The organism is Pseudomonas artemisiae, from assembly GCF_057128685.1.
Genome location: NZ_JBSKHS010000021.1, coordinates 15,772 through 32,389 on the forward strand (window position 1 = coordinate 15,772; position 16,618 = coordinate 32,389).

The following is a 16,618-nucleotide window of genomic DNA, read 5'->3' on the forward strand; positions in this document are numbered from 1 at the left end:
CTCCGTTTAAACTTTATATTTCGCGGGTGTAAAAAAACGATTGAGGGCGCGGTGTCCGAGGCCAAGGCCCTGGACTTTCGACCCGCCCCCACCCTGAAGGGCGCCCCAGGCTGGTGCATGGCGACAGGCGGTCGCGCCCCCAGTCTCAGCCTCGACCTCGCCGCGCCTGGGCCTCCTGCTGGCTCTTGCGCAGGTGGCAGTCGGCGTTGATAGCCCTGAGGTTGGACGGCAAGTCGGTACCGCCCTGCGACAGCGGGACGATGTGGTCTACTTCGTCTGCTTCGCGAAGCCTGCCCAGCCTCGCGCAGTCATCGCAACGGCAGAGATAATCGTCACGCTTCAGGACTTGGTCCCGTAAACGACGCCATGGCCTGCCTCCACGCCCGGAGCCCTTACGAGTAGCCCAGGCCTTGGCCTGTTCTGCGGCCAACTCTGCATGGTCGGCACAGTAGCCGTTGGCATTGCGGTGGATGGCGCGGCACCCTTGTGCGCGGCACGGTCGTTGTGGACGTTGTGGCATCAGCGTATGGGCCTGCCGTCCATGTAGGTTCTGGGTTGTGCATCTGGGTCGTCAGGCTCTTCAGCCAGCGCGTCGATCAGCATCAACTGGTTGTCGGCTATCCGGTGCATGAGGGTGGTCTGAATCCGGCTCTCGGCCAGCAGTTCGCTCATTAGACCGACCAGCGATAAGGTGTCCTGCTCGTTCATAAGCTTCCTTGGTCCACTTGGCTATCCACGCCCTTCGTGCTGCACATCCAAGGCAGGCCATTACTCGCCTGCCAGCCGGACGTGCTTGCCGTCGCAGGTGAACTCCACATGTATGCGGGGCAATTGCCCAGGCTCTTGGATTAGCTCTACACGCGACTGGCCAGCCAGTACCTCTCCACTGAACGCATCGTGAAGACAAACGTGCATGCCATTGCGCTTGATCAGCAGGGGCCGGGAGCTGAGTAGATACTGAAGTTCTGAGTGGTCGCTGCTTTTCATGCTGTCTCCGTGCGCGCCACGAAACGTGGGCATCGTGTTTTGTGGCGCGGATATTGTTAGGCTGGGCCTAGCATCACGACCGCCATATCAAGGAATGACTATGACTTTCGACTGGCACAGCGGCCCAATAGCAAGGGACACACCACTGGACAAGAACTACCGGAACACACAAAAGGTTCGGCAATTCCTAATGAATCAGTGCGGTGCTGCATTCAAGTTTGACCGACCCTTCATGGCCTGGATCAAAAGCTCTTCCCCATTGACTATGGGAGAAGTGGCTGATGAATGGAACCGGTTACATCCTGGGGCGGAGGTGTAGCGGTTACTGGCTAACGCGGTCCACGGCCTCTACGGCTTTGTCGGCTGCCTTGTTGGCGGTGTCAGCTGCCTTGTTGGCGCTGTTAGCTGCGGCTTCGACCTTCTCGGCGGCCTTGGTAGTCTTGTCCGCCAGGGTGCTGAGGCGCAGGTCACGCTGCTTCAGTGCTTCGTCGTAGGCAGAGCGTACCGAATCCACTGACTTAACGTAGGCGCTGGCCAGCGACCACTGGGCAGCCTGGAAACCGAAGATTCCCCCGCCACCCACCAGCAGTGCAGCAATTAGCCACACCTCTGCGCGCCGCCACCATAGGCGGGCGATAAATTCCATTGCGACTCTATGCATCAGGCGGCGCCCCAAGCTGTGACCGAAGCCGAGAAATCTCAGCACTTTGGGTGGTCACCTTTTCAGTGAGTTGAGCTACCTGGTTGGTGAGGGATTCGATCTTACCCTCCATCCGACCAACTGCGGCGGCAAGTTCGTTTCGTTCTTTTGCAAACTGGTCAGCGCGTCCCTCTGCAGCCAGTCGTGCCGTGCGTTCGGAATCGAACAGTTCGTTCAAGCGGCGCACGGTACCAATGTCGGCATTGTCCATGGCGCGGTCTACAGCGTCCTTGGACAGAAACTTGCGCAACCAGAGGAAACCGCCCAATAGCACGGTACCCGTACCGCCCAGCCAGGTGGCAGTGCCTGCGCCGAGATCGGTTGGGTCCATCGCAGAATCCTGCTAAAAAGGCAAATATTTATACCTCTAGGCGCATTTATATATTGCCTAGCGATGCGCCTAGGGTTATAATTATCCCATCAACAACGACAGGAGACGGAGGTGCAGAGCAGAGAGTTGATAAAGGAGCTTGAGGCAGATGGTTGGGTTCTAGAACGCATCAAAGGAAGCCACCACATGTTCAAGCATCCGACCAAACCCAACACCGTTGCAGTACCCCACCCCAAGAAGGATCTACCACGGGGAACGGTGAAGGGAATCAAGGAAACAGCCGGGTTGAAATGACCCGGCTACACCCTTTGCACCTTCGTAGGAGACGCAACAATGAGATATCCAATGTGCATCGAATGGGGCGACGAAACCACCGCCTTCGGTATTCAGATTCCCGACATTCCAGGCGCCATCACTGCGGGCGATACCTTCGAGGAGGCTTACGCGGCTGCTGTAGAGGTCGCGCACATCATGCTCGAAGATGCGGCTGCCGACGGCAAGTCAGTGCCAATGCCCTCCGCAGTTTCTGCCCATCGGGACAATCCAGACTTCGCCGACATGGGCTGGGGAATGATCGAGATCGACGTGACGCCCTATCTCGGCAAAACCGAGAAGGTAAACGTCACCCTGCCCGGCTATGTCATTCAGAAGATCGACAGCTACGTGGCTGCCCACAAGATCAAAAGCCGATCTTCCTTCCTGGCGGATGCCGCATTGGAAAAGATCGGTCGATAATACTGCGCCCACAAAAAACCCGGCTTTATTGGCCGGGTCTTTTGATTCCACTCCTCAACGTGTGCAGGAATGGCAGGATGGGCAAATAATCGGCCATGCGGCCATGTTATGTCAAGCGGCCATTTGTAACGTTAGCCCTTCATACTCTAAGAGCTTTCCCGCCTCAGCTAGGGCCTCGCTCACCATTTCATTCAAGGCGTCTTCGATCCCCTTCTTCCAACGTCGCCGGGTGCGCTCTGGACGCGCCTCTGGGTCCCAACGGTTCACGTCATAGAACTCGGATGGCAAGACGATCATGTCAGAGGACCGCTTCCCATCAGCCCCCTTTAGCTTAGGTATGGCCCACGCCGTAACCGCGTTGACGACGAATAGCTTCGGGGCATGGGAAGCGATTAGGGAATGAAGATGACCGATAGACTGCACCTTCCTTGCACGATGCGTGCTGTATTTGGCTACCAGCGCATCCCAGTGCCTGGCCTTCAATTGGCTGTGCAGCCGGGCGAATACCCAGCAGTCGGCGTCCATGCGCGTCAGTGAGCCGGATTCAACCGATCGGGATAGCGTAGCCAGGTCGTGGCCGTCGTCGTGCCCCGGCTGATATAGCTTCTGCCAAGCCTGCTTGCTGGTGTTGTCGATGGCCTCGGCGGCCAGGGCGGATACAACCGCGCTCAAAACGCTGGAGTAAATCATGGTGCTCTCCTTCAATCCCCGGTGTAGTTGGTGCCGCCGGCGCCGCGGCGGTTGTTCTGTTCGTATTGTTCGTGGGCACCGCCCATTCGATGGCCGACCCTGGCAATCTCGGCCAGGGCTTCCCGCAGCCTGCGGTTCAGCTCAATCACTAGCTCTGGATGAGGGATCGGCTCGCCTGTCTTGGTAGATAGCCACCCCGTTGCATTGCAGTTGGCGCACTCGAGCTCATAGGAAATGCCTTTAACCAGGCCAGTACCACGGCAGGTCCTGCATTCCACTATTGAGGTCCGTTCGCGTCGGAAGGCGGGGCCATGCTGCTTTTTCATGCTTTTGAAACCTCGCCATTAACAATGTTGGGAATAGCCTCGCAGCCCGCGCCGTTCGTGGCCTGTACGGGGTTTTGCGAATCTTCGGATCTAACACCCGTCCACCCGTGAACAGGTACAAAGCCACGTTCATCTAACCAGCCGTGCCACTTCTCCAGGGCGATGCGACGCTGCACCGTGGCCTGGGTGTTGATGTAGGTGCTGGCGATCTTGCCCAGCGAGTGGTTCAGCAGCATCTCGCCGATGTGGCCGTCGATACCCAGGTCGGTCCAAGCGGTACGGGCAACCTTGCGCAGGTCGTGGCTAGTCCACTGCCCCTGGCCCAGGCGGGTGAACACCGCACTGGCCTGGCTCTCGCTCAGCGCCTGCCCTCGGCGGTTGGGGAACAGGTAGATGCCGTCATAGCCGGCGGCGAGCTGGGCAGCACGATACCGGCGCAGCAATGCCTGGATCTGTTCCGTCAGCGGTAGCCGATGCTCGGTTCGGGTCTTGGTGTGTTCGGCGGGGATGAACCACTCACCTTCGGCCAACGCCATGTCAGGCCAGCGCGCCTGGCGGGTCTCCCCTACCCGCGTCCCATGGCACAGCATCAGCAGCGCCAGCATGGCCGGTGCCGGGTCGTTACCGAACAGGCCAGCCAGCAGCGGCATCAGGTCGGTTAGCTGGCCACCCCGCAGCCGGGCGCTTTTGGGCATTACTCGGGCGGTAGTGAAGTCCACGAACTTCATGCCGGCCATGGGGTTGGTCTGTATCAGGTCCAGCTTGTGCGCCTGGCGAAAGGCAACCACCAGCAGGCGGTACAGCTGCTGCACGTAGGAAAGAGATAGGGCCTCCTGCGCAGGCCACATCAGCAGCTTGTCCAGGGTCTGGGCGCTGACATCACGCACGGCCAGCTCGCCCAGGCGAGGCTTTAGGTGGCAGGCGATCGCCGACTTGGCACCGGCCTTGCGCTTGGCGGACAGCGAGCGGTCGCGAGCCATACGATCACCGAACCAGTCCAGCAGGTCGCCCACGGTGCTCCAGGCTTCGACGGCAGTACTGGCGTCGGGCTTCAGCACCAGGCGCCGGCGAATCTCGGGCAAGACAGCCAGCACGGCCCCGGTCTTGAGGTCGGGATATCCTGCAATGCGCTTCCAGGCGCGGTTTACTACCAGGTACCACGAGCCCCGGTCGCGCCCGCCATTGAAGCGCAGGTACAGGCCAGGGTGGCGCGGATCACGCAGCGAGGCCACCGAGGGGTCACCGGCCTGCCGACGGATCTCAGCATCGGAAAGGTTGACGGCCAGGGTACGGCTCATGCCATGGCCCTCGTCGGGGGCAGCAGCAGGTACGCCCGGATCGTTTCTAAGGCATCGATATGCCCGCGGCACACCACCGCCAGGTAGCCCTGCGCGTTCAGCTTGTTGATGTAGGCTTGTTGGTTAGGCGAGACCTCCGCATCAAAGGGAGGTTTGGCTTTGAATTCGATGAAGAGCCCGAAGTAACCACCACGGGGCATAGGAAGGTTCAGGTCCGGCACTCCGGCCTTTACCCCCTGGGCTTTCAGCTTGGCGGCCACAGCCTTCACGCGGTGGCCACCGTTGGGTACATGGAAGATCAGGTCGGCGGCAGCCGGAAACCGCAAGCCAAGCTCGCGCAGCAAGGCGGCTTGCTCCAGGCCCTCGCGGTCCACTGGCTTCGCCCGCTGAGTACGAGGTTTGAAGGGCTTGACCACGGTTGCTGAAGGGCCCTGTGGTTTCCGGCTGCCACTGATCACGCCACAAGCCTCCGAACGTCGTCGATCAGGTGGCGCAGCGGCTCGGCCGTGGCCTCAGGGATCTCGTCCAGCAGGTCTTCCATCTGGGTGAGCTTGGCCTTGATGCCCTCCCCGTCGTTGGCGGGCTCGGGTGTGCTGGGCTTGGGGTCAGCGGGCACGGTGGGCTTGGCTGGCTCAGCAGGGGCTGCGGGCTCGGCTGGTTTATGGATTGCGGCACGGGCCGCAATGATCTGCTTGTAGAGCTCGGTACGCTCTTTGCTCACGGCGAACTTGGTGTCAGCCTCGACCTTCAAGGTTTCAATCGTGGCCAGGGCCTCAGGTACCGCCAATGTGCCCTCCTTCACCTTCGCCAGGACTTCCGCTACGGCCTTGGCCAGGTCGCTCAGCACGCGCTCGGCCGGCGTAGTCGGCTGGGCTGGCACAGGCGTGGAAGGCTGCTCTGGAACGGGCTTAGTCGGCTGCTCTGTGCCCGATTGGGTGTGCGTGATGGTCAGGGCGTAGAACGTGGCACGGCCTTCCCCAGGCTTACCCACCTTAGTCTGGCTGTACACACCCGCCTTGGCGTACCAGCGGTCGCCCTCCCCTTTGAAGGCTTCACGGTAAGATTCCAGGTCAAATTGATAGTCTTTCAAAACGTGGGCGCCGTTGATCCACACGTTGAGCTGCATGAGCTCATTCAGCTCGATCTTGTAGGTGAACCGGGTGCCCAGTTTGTAGCCTTTCAAGATAGCGGGCTTGTCCTCGGGGTAGTGCGGGTCACCGTCCTTGATATTGTCGGGCGTGTACTTGCGGCGCAAGTGCATGTAAAGCGTGTTGCCGGTGAGGTTTAGCTTCACCGATACGTTCGTGCCCTTGGGGTGGAACTGCCCAAAGATGCCTTTCCCGCCTGAGCCAAGGGCGTCGATCTGCAGCTCGGCATAGAGCGTATGCACGCCCACCCAAGGCTTCCACCATGCCAGCGAGCCATCTGGGTTCGTCTCGCGGAACTCGGACCGGGGATAGGTGCTGTTCTTCGTCGGCTTGATGTTCTGCCCAGTGGACGGCGCGATGAACGTAAGCGCACCGTTGAACTGCTTTTGGAAGAAGGGGCTTTGATACCCCGCCAACAGCTTTTGGGTGGGGATGGTTTCGGCATTGACCGGAATTGTTAAATTCCAGCAGGAAAGGTCGATCAAGGGCAGGTCCTCTTTGGGTCTCATTAGGCGGCCACGCCCTGGACCCGCAATAGGCCCTCGCGCAACCAGGTGGATTGGGTTTCGGCTACAGCGCGGATCACGTCCTGCCAGTCGATTTCGATATGGCGGCGGCCGTCTAGGACGTCGTGGCAGTCGCTACAGGCAAAGCACGCGATCTGGTCAGGGCCTTTCATGCCCATGCCCTTCTGGCCGCAGGGAACGTGGGCCAGGACGGTGGTTTCTGGGTTGCCGTTGCACACGCCGTAGATGCGAAGGGTGCAGTCACGGCTGCGGGCACTATCGCGGAGCTTCTTGGAGATCACGCGCATCGCTCCGCCTCCCGAGTCTTCCCTAACTCGGGGGTAGGGTCGCCGCTAAGGGGCATGAGATAGGCCTCGCGGACGGCCGCGCAGCCAATTGGGCCGCCATCTGTAGATACAAGGCTGTCGCCGATGACAAGGCAAAGCCTAATCCCTACAAGATTTCGTACACGCCATCCCAGTTGGGGATGTCTCCACGATGACAAAGCTCCCGGCTCAAGAAACTCAGCTAATTCGACGACCTTCCCAACGTTTATTGGATTTTCCGTAAATCCGACTATCACCGCTAAATCGCCCGGCTTGAATTGATGGCTCATAAGGCCTTCCTCGCTTCCCGCTCAACCTGGGCCTTGCGTTCGCGGCGGTTACGCTCGAATTCTTCCACCGAGCGCTCGCGCCGACGCTCTATGAGGTGGCCGACAACCAGGCCTGCAAGCAAGAAGCAAAAAACCGCGACCCAAAACTGCTCTGCAATGCTCATGCAGCCCTCCGAAGCTGAAGTTGATCTTTGAAGCAGGCCCAGGCCGTGCGGATGCTGTAATCGCGGTACCCACCCGTGGCTGAGCGCTCGAACTTCACCTGAAGCGCGGTTATGCCGTGCTGGCGGGCATAGATGGCTTCGAATTCCTCACGCAGGTCATTCATGGCCACGGCCCGCCCGTTGTTGGCGCAGTGCTGCCAAGGCAGCCCGACCCACTGCCGGTGTGCTGACCGAAACTTCGGGAGGCAGCGCCAACGGCACCTTGCGCAACGGCTCGCCAGCGACAACGGCCCGGACGGCGATCTGATAGTTACGCTCGAACAGTCCACGGCTCTTGTCCGCCCCCAGCGTGTAGAGCTCGTAGAAGCCGGTTTCACAAGCCGCGTGGTAAACGGCTGGATGCGACCAGGCTACGAAGGCGTCAGCAGATGGATGAGCCTTGGCTACAGCCTCCCGATAGGCCGCCGAGACCGAAGGCAGGCCCATGTTCTCCGGTGTTGGCTGGCACAGCTTGATGAAGCGCCCGGAGCTGGGCATGAAGTCCTGATCAAGCTGGCGGCATTGCTGGACGCCGAATCGGACCTGCTCCATCGTGTTGATGCCAGCTGCCATGAATGCCTTGGTCCAAGCAGCCTTGGCCATCTTCACAGCTTCGTCATCGGGCCAAGCCTGGCGCCAGGCGGTGAAGATCACCTGCAGCTCGCGGAACAGGGTATTGATGACCCTGGCCGCTGCTGGATCAATCTGGCGCGGCTGGACTTCTGGCGAAGGCATGGTCACCACTGTGCCCATGGCAGGCTTGAAGGCTTTCACCGCGCGCCCTTGGCTCAGGCTCATACCGGACAGCACGTTCGATACGTTTTGCATCACAGGTCTCCCAGGTCGTTGGCCCAGCTGAGGTCGTCAAAGTCAGGCTCGGCGCCGCGGGCGGCGGCCTTGGTGCGCTCACGCTTGAGCCAGGCAGCCAACCGGTAGCACCAGCCCCCTGCCGACTCAGCCACGGATTGTTTGGCGACGAAGAAGCCCTTGAACGCTCGCAGGGCATCGTCAGGTACGCCGAGGTGGCCAAGGCCAGCAATGGTCAGTTGGGCCTGAAGCTGGGCAGCATCTGGTTCCCACTCGGCGAACATGGCAAAGCGGCGATCAACACGTGGGGCTTCCAAGACGGCGGCGTTCTGCCGAGTGATCTCGTCGTCAGGCACATCGCCCTCGCGCTGCTGCTGCTCTTCGGTTACTTGATGGTTAAGTGACGTATTGGGTGCAGCCGCTGCACCCCGTTCTGTCTTGGTTTGCACCCCGTTCTGTTGTGAGTTGCACCCCGTTGCGTCATCTGCACCCCGCTTTGAACGGGGTGCAACGTTTGCACCCCGTTCAATTTGAAGGTCATAGACCACTGGCCGGCGGTCGTGCCGATCAATGTGAACTGCTGCGATGGCCTGCTTCCCGAGCACGATTAGGCCGAGCTTCTCCAACAGATCGAGCTTGTAGCGAACAGTGCGCTCGGAAAGGCCTGTCTGCTGGGCCAGAGTGGAGGCAGAGGGGAACGCATGCTTGCCTTCAGGGCCTGCGTAGTTGGCGAGGCACAGAAGTACGTGGCGGGCGCTGGCATCGGCCAGTACGTCTCGGGATAGCTTCATGGCCCAAGTCATAGCTTCGATGCTCACAGCTTTGCTCCAGAGAAATGCTGGGCCAGCACGGTCAGGCCGCGCGGGGTAATAAGGGGATCGAAAGCAGCACGCTCGGCGCCGGTCTCAGGGTCAGGCTCAAGGGCGGTGACCTTATGGGTGATCACGCCGGTATTGATGCGAGGCTGATACCCAATCCAGCGCCGCGAGCCCTTGCGCCGATAGATCCAGCGATTTTCCTGAAGCCAAACAAACAGGAAGCTCGGCTTCAATTGCAGCTGCTTGGCAGCATCCGTGATACAGATCGCGCCTTGAGCACTGGCCAAGCGCTTGATCGCTGCAACCTGAGGTGCCTGCTTGTCGATCTGCTCTTGAAGCGTCAATGCAAGGCGAAGGGCTTCAGTGAATGTTCCTGGGATCTGAGGTGGGGACGGCTGAAGCGACTCCAGCTCCTGCCAGCGATCAATTATCCTGGCCCGGTGCTCGTCACTGTATCCAGCTACAACCATGTGGGTGTCACGCTCAATCAGGTCGTAAACCTCGACAGGGCGCCCACGGGTAGCCTCACGCCGGCTTTTACGACTTGATCGTAAAAGGCCCTTTTCGAAAAGACGGTTGATTGTTGCCACTACATCGTTGTGTCGGGCATCAACCAGCTCGGCGATTTCCCGTGACGACATCGTGCGCGCCACGTTTTCGTGATTCCCATTTCGTGGCGCGGCGCCTTTGAGGGCTTGTACATTCGGTGGCTGTAACTGCATAATCAGGCCTCACTGCGTTGTTTAAGAGCCGGGTCACTACCCCGGCTTTTTTTCGCCCATAATTTGGGTAGTACCGCTCAAGCCACCTTTACGGAGGCTTTCAACTGATCCAGCGCAGCCTGGGCCTGGGTTATCTCCTTCAGGATGCGAGCACGCTCCACCTGATCTACCCGGCCATCAGCCATGGCGGCGTGGGTTTCAACAGTTACCTCGGAAATCTCAAGCGATACCCTTCCCAGTGCCTGGTGCACGTCGATGGCGGCAGGCGCCTCTTTCTTGGTGATCGCATAGCCGAAGCTCTCAGCCAGGGCAGCCAGAGGGCGCATGTCGCCCGAATGCAGCAGCAACGCGTACAAGTGCTTCACGTTGAACCAGTGCGCATCGTTCTCAGAGTTGGAGCGCTGCAACAGGCTGACCTGGGGCATGCTCATGAGCTCGGCCAACTTCTTGGTTTCAGCTGATTTCACGACGTCGTGGCAGGCTTTGAGGAAGTGTTCCATTCGTAAAACCTCGTTACATTTTCAGTAGTGGCAAATAGCCCTAGCTGGGAAGATGAGCGCGTTGATAGGCCAGCGCAGAAGAACTAAGCCGCGCCTTGCAAGACTTTGCGGGCAAGGAGAACGAGGTCAGGCCGAAGTCCTGCGATGGTTATTTCGCCCTTTGAGGCGTCTTGAAGGCGTTCGGCCAACTCTGCAGATGCTTTGCGATGGCCGCCAGCGAGCTGCCAAAGGTGGCCCAGAGTGGTTCCAGCAGCTGAAGCGATGGCCATCCGAGTTTCGGTCGGGGTCCTGGCCAGCCATTCACGAAGGTGATCGTTCATGAGTTGTCTCCTATTCATGAACGAAATTTAGCTCATGGCTAATTTATGATCAAGAGAAATTTAGCTTTAAGAACATTTAGCAACGAGCTAACGAGTGGCATTCTTGCGCGCATGGATATCTATCAAATTCGTAAACTCAACCTGGTGCAGCTGATCGGCAGCCAGAAAAAGGCGTCCTGCGCAGAGCGATGGGAAATGAGCCCTGCGCACCTCAGCCAGATACTTTCAAGCAAGACTTCTAAGAATCTGGGGGATGACGTAGCGCGCCGGATAGAAGTACTCCAAGGCCTGCCCCGCGGATGGCTTGATAGTCTGCAAAACGAGCAGAAGATCAGCGAAACAATTGATATCGAAGGCCTACCGGCGCCGCTGGCGCAAAAGATAACCAGCTACCGGCAAGTGGTAGACGTTCCGCGCTACGACGTAGCTGGCTCAATGGGTCCTGGCACGGAGCCACCTGAGATGAACATGGTCGTTGAGAACATGAGCCTGGATGCGAATTGGGTCAGGCAAAATCTGACCTATACCAAGCTCGATAATCTCAAGCTGATATCGGGGCGCGGTGACAGCATGGCTCCTACGATTCGAAGCGGCGATGCCGTTCTGGTGGACTCGGGGGTAACAACGGTCGAAGACGATGCAATCTACTTCTTCCTCATGCGCGGAAAGCTCCAGATCAAGCGGATCCAGCGCGGCCTTGATGGCTTAACCATCATCTCCGACAACGGGCAGTACCCTCCCATTGATGTGCCAGGTGAGCGTGAGGCAGACATTACAGTCCTTGCTCAAATCATCTACTGGTGGACTGGACGAAGCTTTTAAGTTGGCCCAAACCATTCAAGCAAGGAGCGGCTGGTAGATGGCACAAAAAATGGTTCCCTATGACGACGTTGCTTTAGCCATAGCGACCGATAAACACTGGCCTATCGGGTTGCGGTTTGACTGGAAATGCTCATCCACGAAGCGCTTTCCTGCGCCCTACAGCTTCAGGGCTGCACTGGCCTTAGACCCTCAAGGGCGGCAGTATGCGGAAGACTGGTTTATTGAGTTGTATTTCAAGCGCGCGAAGATCATAGGCGCCCGGGACACGATTTCGATAACCCTTGTCGTGAACAGGACCAGAACCGTTGCGATAGATGACAATGGACCCGGCTCCCATGTGAATAAGGTGGGAGACGGCCTGCCCTTTTACCAGAAGGCAGTGGGTTTTCCTCACATTCACGTGCCTATTCCTCAAGCTAGCTACGGCTACGCCGAGCCTCTCAGCGGTACTACTGCTCAAGGCCTCTGGGAGCTATTCTTGATCAAAGCGAATATCAGCGGAGCTCCGAGGATCGAGCTTCCCGAGTTTGGACAAATGGACCTAGACGTATGAACTGCACAGTGATCGGTAGCCAGCTCGGCTTCACCTGCAAGCCGATTTCAGACAGTGTTTTCTATCTCGAATCGCCTATATCTCTGGCTTTCGACGGAAACCTGATAGGCGCTTACGTTCAAAACCTTGGGAACGGTAATTTTCGGATTTCTGATAATGCTGACACGTTGTTTTCGGCGATGACTCACGGCGTTAAGCCCACAGCAGCAAAAGGTAGGAAGCTCGCTGAGCTGGTAGCGATGAGCGGCTTGGACCTGTCCGACGACGGAGAGATCTTCAAATCTTGCCCTGAGGAGCACCTGTCGTTCTACTTGGCCCGTTTTATTGAAGCCGCAGAGCATGTTGGTTTCGCCTGCAAAAAACTTAAACCTTCACCTGTATCTCGCTTCGACAAGGTAGTGGAGCGCGCGCTAAGAGCGGCTTATCCTGAGCAGTTGAAGACGGACTTTTACATAATTGGCGCCAGTGGACACCAGCTTACCCTTCCGTTTGCTTTGGTAGATGAGGGTCGGGACACGACTCTGATCCAGACAATCCCAGCAAAAAATGGGAAGGTCGATTGGAGCCTCGTCTATCGAGCCGTGGGCAAAATGCTAGACATTAAGAATGCACATCAGGGCACCCATCGGAAAATAATCCTGGAGCCTGGCGATGAAATCGAGAGCCGTAAAGCCGCTACCGCTTTAGCAGATGCCGCTGAAGTTGTTATCTATACAGGAAATGCTCATCTCGTTGACGCTATGGCTGCTTAAAACGCCACAGCCAGTCCAGCTAAAAGGCCCCCTACCTACGCCCAACCTAAGCCCGCCACTGAGCGGGCCTTTTTGTGCCCACTTAAAAATATTTAGCTTACAGCTATTGACTGAATTTTAGCTGATGGCTAAATTAAATCCATCGAGACGCCATATAGCCTCGGCAGGGCCTGAAGCGGCCCGCCGCTCTTTAACAACCAGCGCAACACACAACAGACCGCATTGCCTCTACCGGCGACCGGCGATCAGACAGGCGAACGAGGAAAGCCTGCCCACGACAGGGAGAACCCTGGACGGCTGATCGAGAGCGAAACGCTCGAACCGCGCGAACGACCCGGCAAGCAATGCGCCCCGCGAATCCCAGCGGCAGAAGGGAGAGACACCGAATTGAATTAGCGCCCTGAGTTTCGACATTGAGGGGCGCCGGACCTCATGCACCCTGCCCCACTTACCCGGGCACCAGAGCTGTAGCGTGCATGTTGTAAAGGACCTGTGATCCATGGCGGACAGATGCTGATTGACGCCATGAGGAGGAAGCTCACCGCCCAAACCACCGATGACTCCAGCCCTGCAATTAGCGGCGGGAACGGAGCGGCGCCAGTGCCGAAGACTGGATGACAGCCGGGAATAGACCGGCACCTATCGATTTACTGAAGCGTCTAGGCGACTGGGCGCTTTGGAAATCAACGGAGCAAACAACATGGAAATAACCGGAATTCAGGTAAAGAGCATGCAGAGCGCTGCACGCACTTACGACGCGATCATCCTGAAATTCACTGACATGCACTTCAGTAAGGATCTTCTGCCGGGAGCTAGTGGGGATAGAGATATCCGACGTATCAAGCGAATGGCCGGGAGCATAGGCATTGATGTTGATTGCCACGAAGCTCGCCTCCAGGCGCGTATTTCGGAAGCTATGAGCGGGTTATGAGCCCGCTGGCTCATATGGTCCATAGATTTCACTGGCTAGCCTTGGCAACAGGGCCTGACGGGAAATCAACACGGAGAGTCGACATGATTCACCCTCACCCAAATTCGCCCGGAAAACCAATCGTTAGCGCTCCCACCCTTGAGGGAAGAATTGAAGCAGCCCTAATGACGCTGGCATGCCAGGGAGAACCCGGGTTAGCGACGAAGATGGCTTTAATGCACCCAGCTACAGAGCTTGGCCCTACAGGGTGCAGCAAGTTCGCCACGATCGTGCTTACTCGGACAATTGCTGCCTTAGTAGAAGCTCTGCCTGATCAGCGTTCTGACCAGATTCAGAGAGAACTAGCAGCATACCTTCAGGAGTTCTGCGGGCCTTGATAACTCCATGCCACATGCCGTTCTCCAGCTCGATAACATCCCCTGCCTCAATCTCTCGGCTTGATTCATAAGTCTTCGGCAGATCGCTACCGAAATCCCGGTCGTGCTTCAGCTTATAGGTGTGCATGAGCACCGCCCTCCTTTGCTGGCTGTGTTGTGGGAGAACGCTCAGCCTAGCGCAAGGCCCGTCACCTGGGCAGTGGTGAGCTGGCCGCCGGCCATCGATTTCACTGGCTGGCCTTGGTGACAGGGCCAGACGGGAAATCACCCATCCGAGGAACACTCAATGCTTGGCAAATTGTTCGGAAAGAAAGGCCGTGAAGCTCGTACAGCCATGGCAGTTGTACAGAACCGCGACCTGATGCAAGCGATCGTCTACGGTGCGTTTTATGTCGCCGCAGCCGACGGTGATATCAGCGAAGACGAGCTGAAGAAAACCGAAAAGCTGATCGCCAATACCCCGCAGCTCAAGGGCTTCGGCCCAGAGCTTTCCAACACGATGGACCGCGCCGAGAAGGATTTCCACGACGGCGGGCACCGCATCCTGCGCATGAACGCTGAAAAGGAACTGAAGGACCTGGCTCATTCCCCCGATGAAGCAGCGACCGTTATCACCATCATGCTCACCATCGCCGAGGCCTCTGGCGACATCGACGACAAGGAAATGGCTGTGCTGGAAAAGGCGGCCAAGCTCATGGGCTTATCGTTGAAGGACTATCTGTAAATGGCCTGGATCAGGGAAATGGGGAATCGCCTGCGGGTCATTCTCATACTGACCCTACTCATCGGCGTGGTGTTGATCGACTCGGTGTCTCGAATTATCAGCATGTGCGCTGATGGGTTCCTTGCGATCCTGATCCTACTGCTGATCTGGCCCTTGATAAGAAAACGCTGATCCATCCTCCTGCGCATTCACAGAGTGCGCAGTGGGATGCGGAAGACTTCTGCACCGCGCAACGCGGCCCCCCGCATCGCCGCCTACCCACGACCGTATCGGACAGGCGCCAGGCTGGCTTTTCCCCAGTTTGGTCACTGGGCTTGGCGCCTGCCCCATACGGTCCATACGCACACCACACGCCAAGGATTCCCAATGAATACCCATACCCTCTTCCAGCAGAAGCTGGACGTGCTCAATGCCCTGCGCGATCGCACTGCCAGGGCCAGCGCCGAAGCACGCAGCAAGTGCCGCTTCTATGTCGAACCTCACGCCGGCGGCTGGGGGGTTGTGAGCGCGGCCACTAAACGCCTGCACGGCCAGTGCAAGAACCATAAGGATGCTGTTCAGTATGCAGAGCAGCTGGAGCGGGCCGTGGAAAAGCGCGAACGCTCCACTTCGGTAGTGAAGGACTTGGCGGACCGCATGTTTCGTTGGGTTCTGATCATCGGCCTGGCCATGTTCGGGTGCGCATTGTGGGGGGTGGGATGAGCGACTACTTCACGCAAGTTTGCGCGGACCTCCAGGCCGACCTCGACAAAGCAAAGGCCGCCTTCTTCGAGGCAGGCGGTCAGGTGCGGGTCATCCAAAATGCGCCACCAGGCCCGTCCCCTAGCATCACGGACAACCCTGAAGTGGTTGCCGCTATACGCGCTCACAGTCACTTGGGCGTAATAGCCGCGGCTAAAGCGGTGCGCCTGGGCACGCCCACTGTGAACAAGATCGCTAAGCGCAATGGCATCATCTTCTCTACCAACACCAAGGACAACCAAGATTCCCGGCGGACCATCTTGGTGCCGCTCATTCGTCGCCTATCGAGCGAAGGCGCCAGCCAGGCAGCAGCAGCGGCAAATCTGGGTATCAATCGGCATTTTCTCAGGCGCCTGGCGGCCGAGGAAGGGATTGCCTTCACAGGGGGCCATTGATGAGAGCTATCAGCAGATCACCGAGTGGCCACCGCTGCGGCGCTTCCCACCAACGGGCCAAGCTGACCACCGAACAGGTCAGGCAAATACGCGCCGACTACGAAACCGGGCGAATGAGCTACCAGCGACTGGCCGCTATTTACGGCTGCGGCCCTTCAACCGTGCGCGACATTGTGCAGTACCGCACCCGAATAGCCGGCTAACGCCTGTACCCCGCTTCAAAGCCTAAATGCCGCCCTGCGGCCCTACCCAAGGAAACTTCGATATGCCAAGTCCAACCGACGTCTCCGAGTTCCTCGAAGAACTCAACGGCGGCGCATTCGCGAGCCAGATCGGCCACGCCCTCTCCGAAATAGCTGAGGGGGTTGTCGAGCACAGTAAGGCCGGCAAGCTGGTCATCACCCTCGATATCAGCCAGATCGGCGAAAGCCACCAGGTGAAGGTCAAGCACAAGCTGGCTTACAAGGTTCCGACCCGGCGTGGCGATCGCAGTGAAAACACCAGCTTGGATACCCCGATGTATGTCGGCACAGGCGGCAAGATCACGCTCTTCCAGGAAAAGCACGACCAGTTGTTCAGTCGTGAACAAGCCCCCATCAAACCCCGTAGCTGATCG

General features: G+C 58.4%; 30 protein-coding genes and 1 pseudogene. 11 read left to right on the plus strand and 20 right to left on the minus strand.

Annotation, left to right across the window (positions count from 1 at the left end; all coding sequences use genetic code 11):
* Positions 1–145 precede the first annotated feature (145 nt).
* Genes ACWKV4_RS18805 through ACWKV4_RS18815 form a run of 3 tightly spaced genes read right to left on the minus strand, consistent with a single transcriptional unit; the run spans position 146 to position 987 of the window.
* Positions 146–520 (minus strand): HNH endonuclease, encoded by a 375-nt coding sequence (locus tag ACWKV4_RS18805; protein WP_483833625.1) that lies wholly within the window; start codon positions 518–520, stop codon positions 146–148.
* A complete protein-coding gene (locus ACWKV4_RS18810) occupies positions 520–708 on the minus strand; it encodes a hypothetical protein (RefSeq protein ID WP_483833626.1) in 189 nt (62 codons plus the stop codon). Before ACWKV4_RS18810 ends, ACWKV4_RS18805 begins: the two co-directional genes overlap by 1 nt.
* Positions 709–768: 60 nt before the next feature.
* A complete protein-coding gene (locus ACWKV4_RS18815) occupies positions 769–987 on the minus strand; it encodes a hypothetical protein (protein ID WP_483833627.1) in 219 nt (72 codons plus the stop codon).
* 100 nt (positions 988–1,087) lie between these two features.
* Here ACWKV4_RS18815 and ACWKV4_RS18820 point away from each other — a divergent pair, with 100 nt between their 5' ends.
* Positions 1,088–1,306, plus strand: a complete 219-nt coding sequence (locus ACWKV4_RS18820) for a DUF6434 domain-containing protein (RefSeq protein ID WP_483833628.1) — start codon at positions 1,088–1,090, stop codon at positions 1,304–1,306.
* 3 nt (positions 1,307–1,309) lie between these two features.
* Here the strand turns inward: ACWKV4_RS18820 and ACWKV4_RS18825 are convergent, their stop codons facing one another.
* Positions 1,310–1,648: a hypothetical protein gene (locus tag ACWKV4_RS18825; protein WP_483833629.1), complete on the minus strand. Its 339-nt coding sequence runs from the start codon at positions 1,646–1,648 to the stop codon at positions 1,310–1,312.
* Positions 1,641–2,018, minus strand: coding sequence for a chemotaxis protein (locus tag ACWKV4_RS18830; protein WP_483833630.1), 378 nt, complete (start codon positions 2,016–2,018; stop codon positions 1,641–1,643). Before ACWKV4_RS18830 ends, ACWKV4_RS18825 begins: the two co-directional genes overlap by 8 nt.
* 111 nt (positions 2,019–2,129) lie before the next feature.
* On the opposite strand from ACWKV4_RS18830, the gene ACWKV4_RS18835 reads away from it, so the two are divergent.
* Positions 2,130–2,312, plus strand: coding sequence for a type II toxin-antitoxin system HicA family toxin (locus tag ACWKV4_RS18835; RefSeq protein ID WP_483833631.1), 183 nt, complete (start codon positions 2,130–2,132; stop codon positions 2,310–2,312).
* A gap of 39 nt (positions 2,313–2,351) precedes the next feature.
* The gene (locus ACWKV4_RS18840; RefSeq protein WP_483833632.1) at positions 2,352–2,753 is read left to right on the plus strand and encodes a type II toxin-antitoxin system HicB family antitoxin; all 402 of its coding nucleotides are present in this window, start codon (positions 2,352–2,354) and stop codon (positions 2,751–2,753) included.
* Positions 2,754–2,864: 111 nt separating this feature from the next.
* Here the strand turns inward: ACWKV4_RS18840 and ACWKV4_RS18845 are convergent, their stop codons facing one another.
* The 13 genes from ACWKV4_RS18845 to ACWKV4_RS18905 form a co-directional block, all read right to left on the minus strand.
* Positions 2,865–3,443, minus strand: a complete 579-nt coding sequence (locus ACWKV4_RS18845; RefSeq protein ID WP_483833633.1) for a hypothetical protein — start codon at positions 3,441–3,443, stop codon at positions 2,865–2,867.
* An 11-nt stretch (positions 3,444–3,454) separates the two neighbouring features.
* Complete coding sequence (locus ACWKV4_RS18850) at positions 3,455–3,721, minus strand: hypothetical protein (protein ID WP_483833634.1); 267 nt, start codon at positions 3,719–3,721, stop codon at positions 3,455–3,457.
* A 44-nt stretch (positions 3,722–3,765) separates the two neighbouring features.
* The gene (locus ACWKV4_RS18855; RefSeq protein ID WP_483833635.1) at positions 3,766–5,067 is read right to left on the minus strand and encodes a tyrosine-type recombinase/integrase; all 1,302 of its coding nucleotides are present in this window, start codon (positions 5,065–5,067) and stop codon (positions 3,766–3,768) included.
* On the minus strand, positions 5,064–5,483 hold the full coding sequence (locus ACWKV4_RS18860) for a VRR-NUC domain-containing protein (protein ID WP_483833636.1): 420 nt from the start codon (positions 5,481–5,483) through the stop codon (positions 5,064–5,066). The genes ACWKV4_RS18855 and ACWKV4_RS18860 overlap by 4 nt, the downstream gene beginning before the upstream one ends.
* 38 nt (positions 5,484–5,521) lie before the next feature.
* Complete coding sequence (locus ACWKV4_RS18865) at positions 5,522–6,724, minus strand: polysaccharide lyase family 7 protein (RefSeq protein WP_483833637.1); 1,203 nt, start codon at positions 6,722–6,724, stop codon at positions 5,522–5,524.
* Entirely contained in the window at positions 6,724–7,029 is a 306-nt protein-coding gene (locus tag ACWKV4_RS18870; protein ID WP_483833638.1) for a nuclease domain-containing protein, read from the minus strand. The genes ACWKV4_RS18865 and ACWKV4_RS18870 overlap by 1 nt, the downstream gene beginning before the upstream one ends.
* Positions 7,030–7,333: 304 nt before the next feature.
* Complete coding sequence (locus ACWKV4_RS18875; protein WP_483833639.1) at positions 7,334–7,501, minus strand: hypothetical protein; 168 nt, start codon at positions 7,499–7,501, stop codon at positions 7,334–7,336.
* Positions 7,498–7,665 (minus strand): hypothetical protein, encoded by a 168-nt coding sequence (locus ACWKV4_RS18880; RefSeq protein ID WP_483833640.1) that lies wholly within the window; start codon positions 7,663–7,665, stop codon positions 7,498–7,500. The genes ACWKV4_RS18875 and ACWKV4_RS18880 overlap by 4 nt, the downstream gene beginning before the upstream one ends.
* A complete protein-coding gene (locus ACWKV4_RS18885; RefSeq protein ID WP_483833641.1) occupies positions 7,658–8,368 on the minus strand; it encodes a replication protein P in 711 nt (236 codons plus the stop codon). Before ACWKV4_RS18885 ends, ACWKV4_RS18880 begins: the two co-directional genes overlap by 8 nt.
* The gene (locus tag ACWKV4_RS18890) at positions 8,368–9,150 is read right to left on the minus strand and encodes a helix-turn-helix domain-containing protein (RefSeq protein WP_483833686.1); all 783 of its coding nucleotides are present in this window, start codon (positions 9,148–9,150) and stop codon (positions 8,368–8,370) included. The genes ACWKV4_RS18885 and ACWKV4_RS18890 overlap by 1 nt, the downstream gene beginning before the upstream one ends.
* Positions 9,151–9,161: 11 nt before the next feature.
* The gene (locus ACWKV4_RS18895; protein WP_483833687.1) at positions 9,162–9,806 is read right to left on the minus strand and encodes a phage antirepressor KilAC domain-containing protein; all 645 of its coding nucleotides are present in this window, start codon (positions 9,804–9,806) and stop codon (positions 9,162–9,164) included.
* A 158-nt stretch (positions 9,807–9,964) separates the two neighbouring features.
* Positions 9,965–10,387, minus strand: coding sequence for a phage regulatory CII family protein (locus ACWKV4_RS18900; RefSeq protein ID WP_483833642.1), 423 nt, complete (start codon positions 10,385–10,387; stop codon positions 9,965–9,967).
* A gap of 83 nt (positions 10,388–10,470) precedes the next feature.
* The gene (locus ACWKV4_RS18905; protein WP_483833643.1) at positions 10,471–10,707 is read right to left on the minus strand and encodes a helix-turn-helix domain-containing protein; all 237 of its coding nucleotides are present in this window, start codon (positions 10,705–10,707) and stop codon (positions 10,471–10,473) included.
* A gap of 111 nt (positions 10,708–10,818) precedes the next feature.
* Between ACWKV4_RS18905 and ACWKV4_RS18910 the strand changes: the two are divergent.
* The 3 genes and pseudogenes from ACWKV4_RS18910 to ACWKV4_RS18920 all read left to right on the plus strand — a co-directional run.
* Positions 10,819–11,487: pseudogene (locus ACWKV4_RS18910) on the plus strand (S24 family peptidase); the annotation flags it as partial.
* Positions 11,488–11,566: 79 nt separating this feature from the next.
* On the plus strand, positions 11,567–12,082 hold the full coding sequence (locus ACWKV4_RS18915) for a hypothetical protein (RefSeq protein ID WP_483833644.1): 516 nt from the start codon (positions 11,567–11,569) through the stop codon (positions 12,080–12,082).
* Positions 12,079–12,834 carry a DUF1828 domain-containing protein gene (locus tag ACWKV4_RS18920; RefSeq protein ID WP_483833645.1) on the plus strand — a complete coding sequence of 252 codons (756 nt, stop codon included), beginning with the start codon at positions 12,079–12,081 and terminating at the stop codon, positions 12,832–12,834. The genes ACWKV4_RS18915 and ACWKV4_RS18920 overlap by 4 nt, the downstream gene beginning before the upstream one ends.
* A 574-nt stretch (positions 12,835–13,408) precedes the next feature.
* Here ACWKV4_RS18920 and ACWKV4_RS18925 read toward each other — a convergent pair.
* Positions 13,409–13,717 carry a hypothetical protein gene (locus tag ACWKV4_RS18925; RefSeq protein WP_483833646.1) on the minus strand — a complete coding sequence of 103 codons (309 nt, stop codon included), beginning with the start codon at positions 13,715–13,717 and terminating at the stop codon, positions 13,409–13,411.
* Positions 13,718–14,038: 321 nt separating this feature from the next.
* The gene (locus tag ACWKV4_RS18930) at positions 14,039–14,269 is read right to left on the minus strand and encodes a hypothetical protein (RefSeq protein WP_483833647.1); all 231 of its coding nucleotides are present in this window, start codon (positions 14,267–14,269) and stop codon (positions 14,039–14,041) included.
* A gap of 159 nt (positions 14,270–14,428) precedes the next feature.
* Between ACWKV4_RS18930 and ACWKV4_RS18935 the strand changes: the two genes are divergently transcribed.
* From ACWKV4_RS18935 to ACWKV4_RS18955, 5 genes are all read left to right on the plus strand, one after another.
* Positions 14,429–14,866: a tellurite resistance TerB family protein gene (locus tag ACWKV4_RS18935; protein ID WP_483833648.1), complete on the plus strand. Its 438-nt coding sequence runs from the start codon at positions 14,429–14,431 to the stop codon at positions 14,864–14,866.
* A complete protein-coding gene (locus ACWKV4_RS18940; protein ID WP_483833649.1) occupies positions 14,867–15,037 on the plus strand; it encodes a DUF3927 family protein in 171 nt (56 codons plus the stop codon).
* Between the two features lie 195 nt (positions 15,038–15,232).
* A complete protein-coding gene (locus tag ACWKV4_RS18945) occupies positions 15,233–15,568 on the plus strand; it encodes a hypothetical protein (RefSeq protein ID WP_483833650.1) in 336 nt (111 codons plus the stop codon).
* A complete protein-coding gene (locus ACWKV4_RS18950) occupies positions 15,565–16,002 on the plus strand; it encodes a hypothetical protein (protein ID WP_483833651.1) in 438 nt (145 codons plus the stop codon). Before ACWKV4_RS18945 ends, ACWKV4_RS18950 begins: the two co-directional genes overlap by 4 nt.
* Before the next feature lie 265 nt (positions 16,003–16,267).
* A complete protein-coding gene (locus ACWKV4_RS18955; RefSeq protein ID WP_483833652.1) occupies positions 16,268–16,615 on the plus strand; it encodes a hypothetical protein in 348 nt (115 codons plus the stop codon).
* The last annotated feature ends 3 nt before the right edge of the window (positions 16,616–16,618 follow it).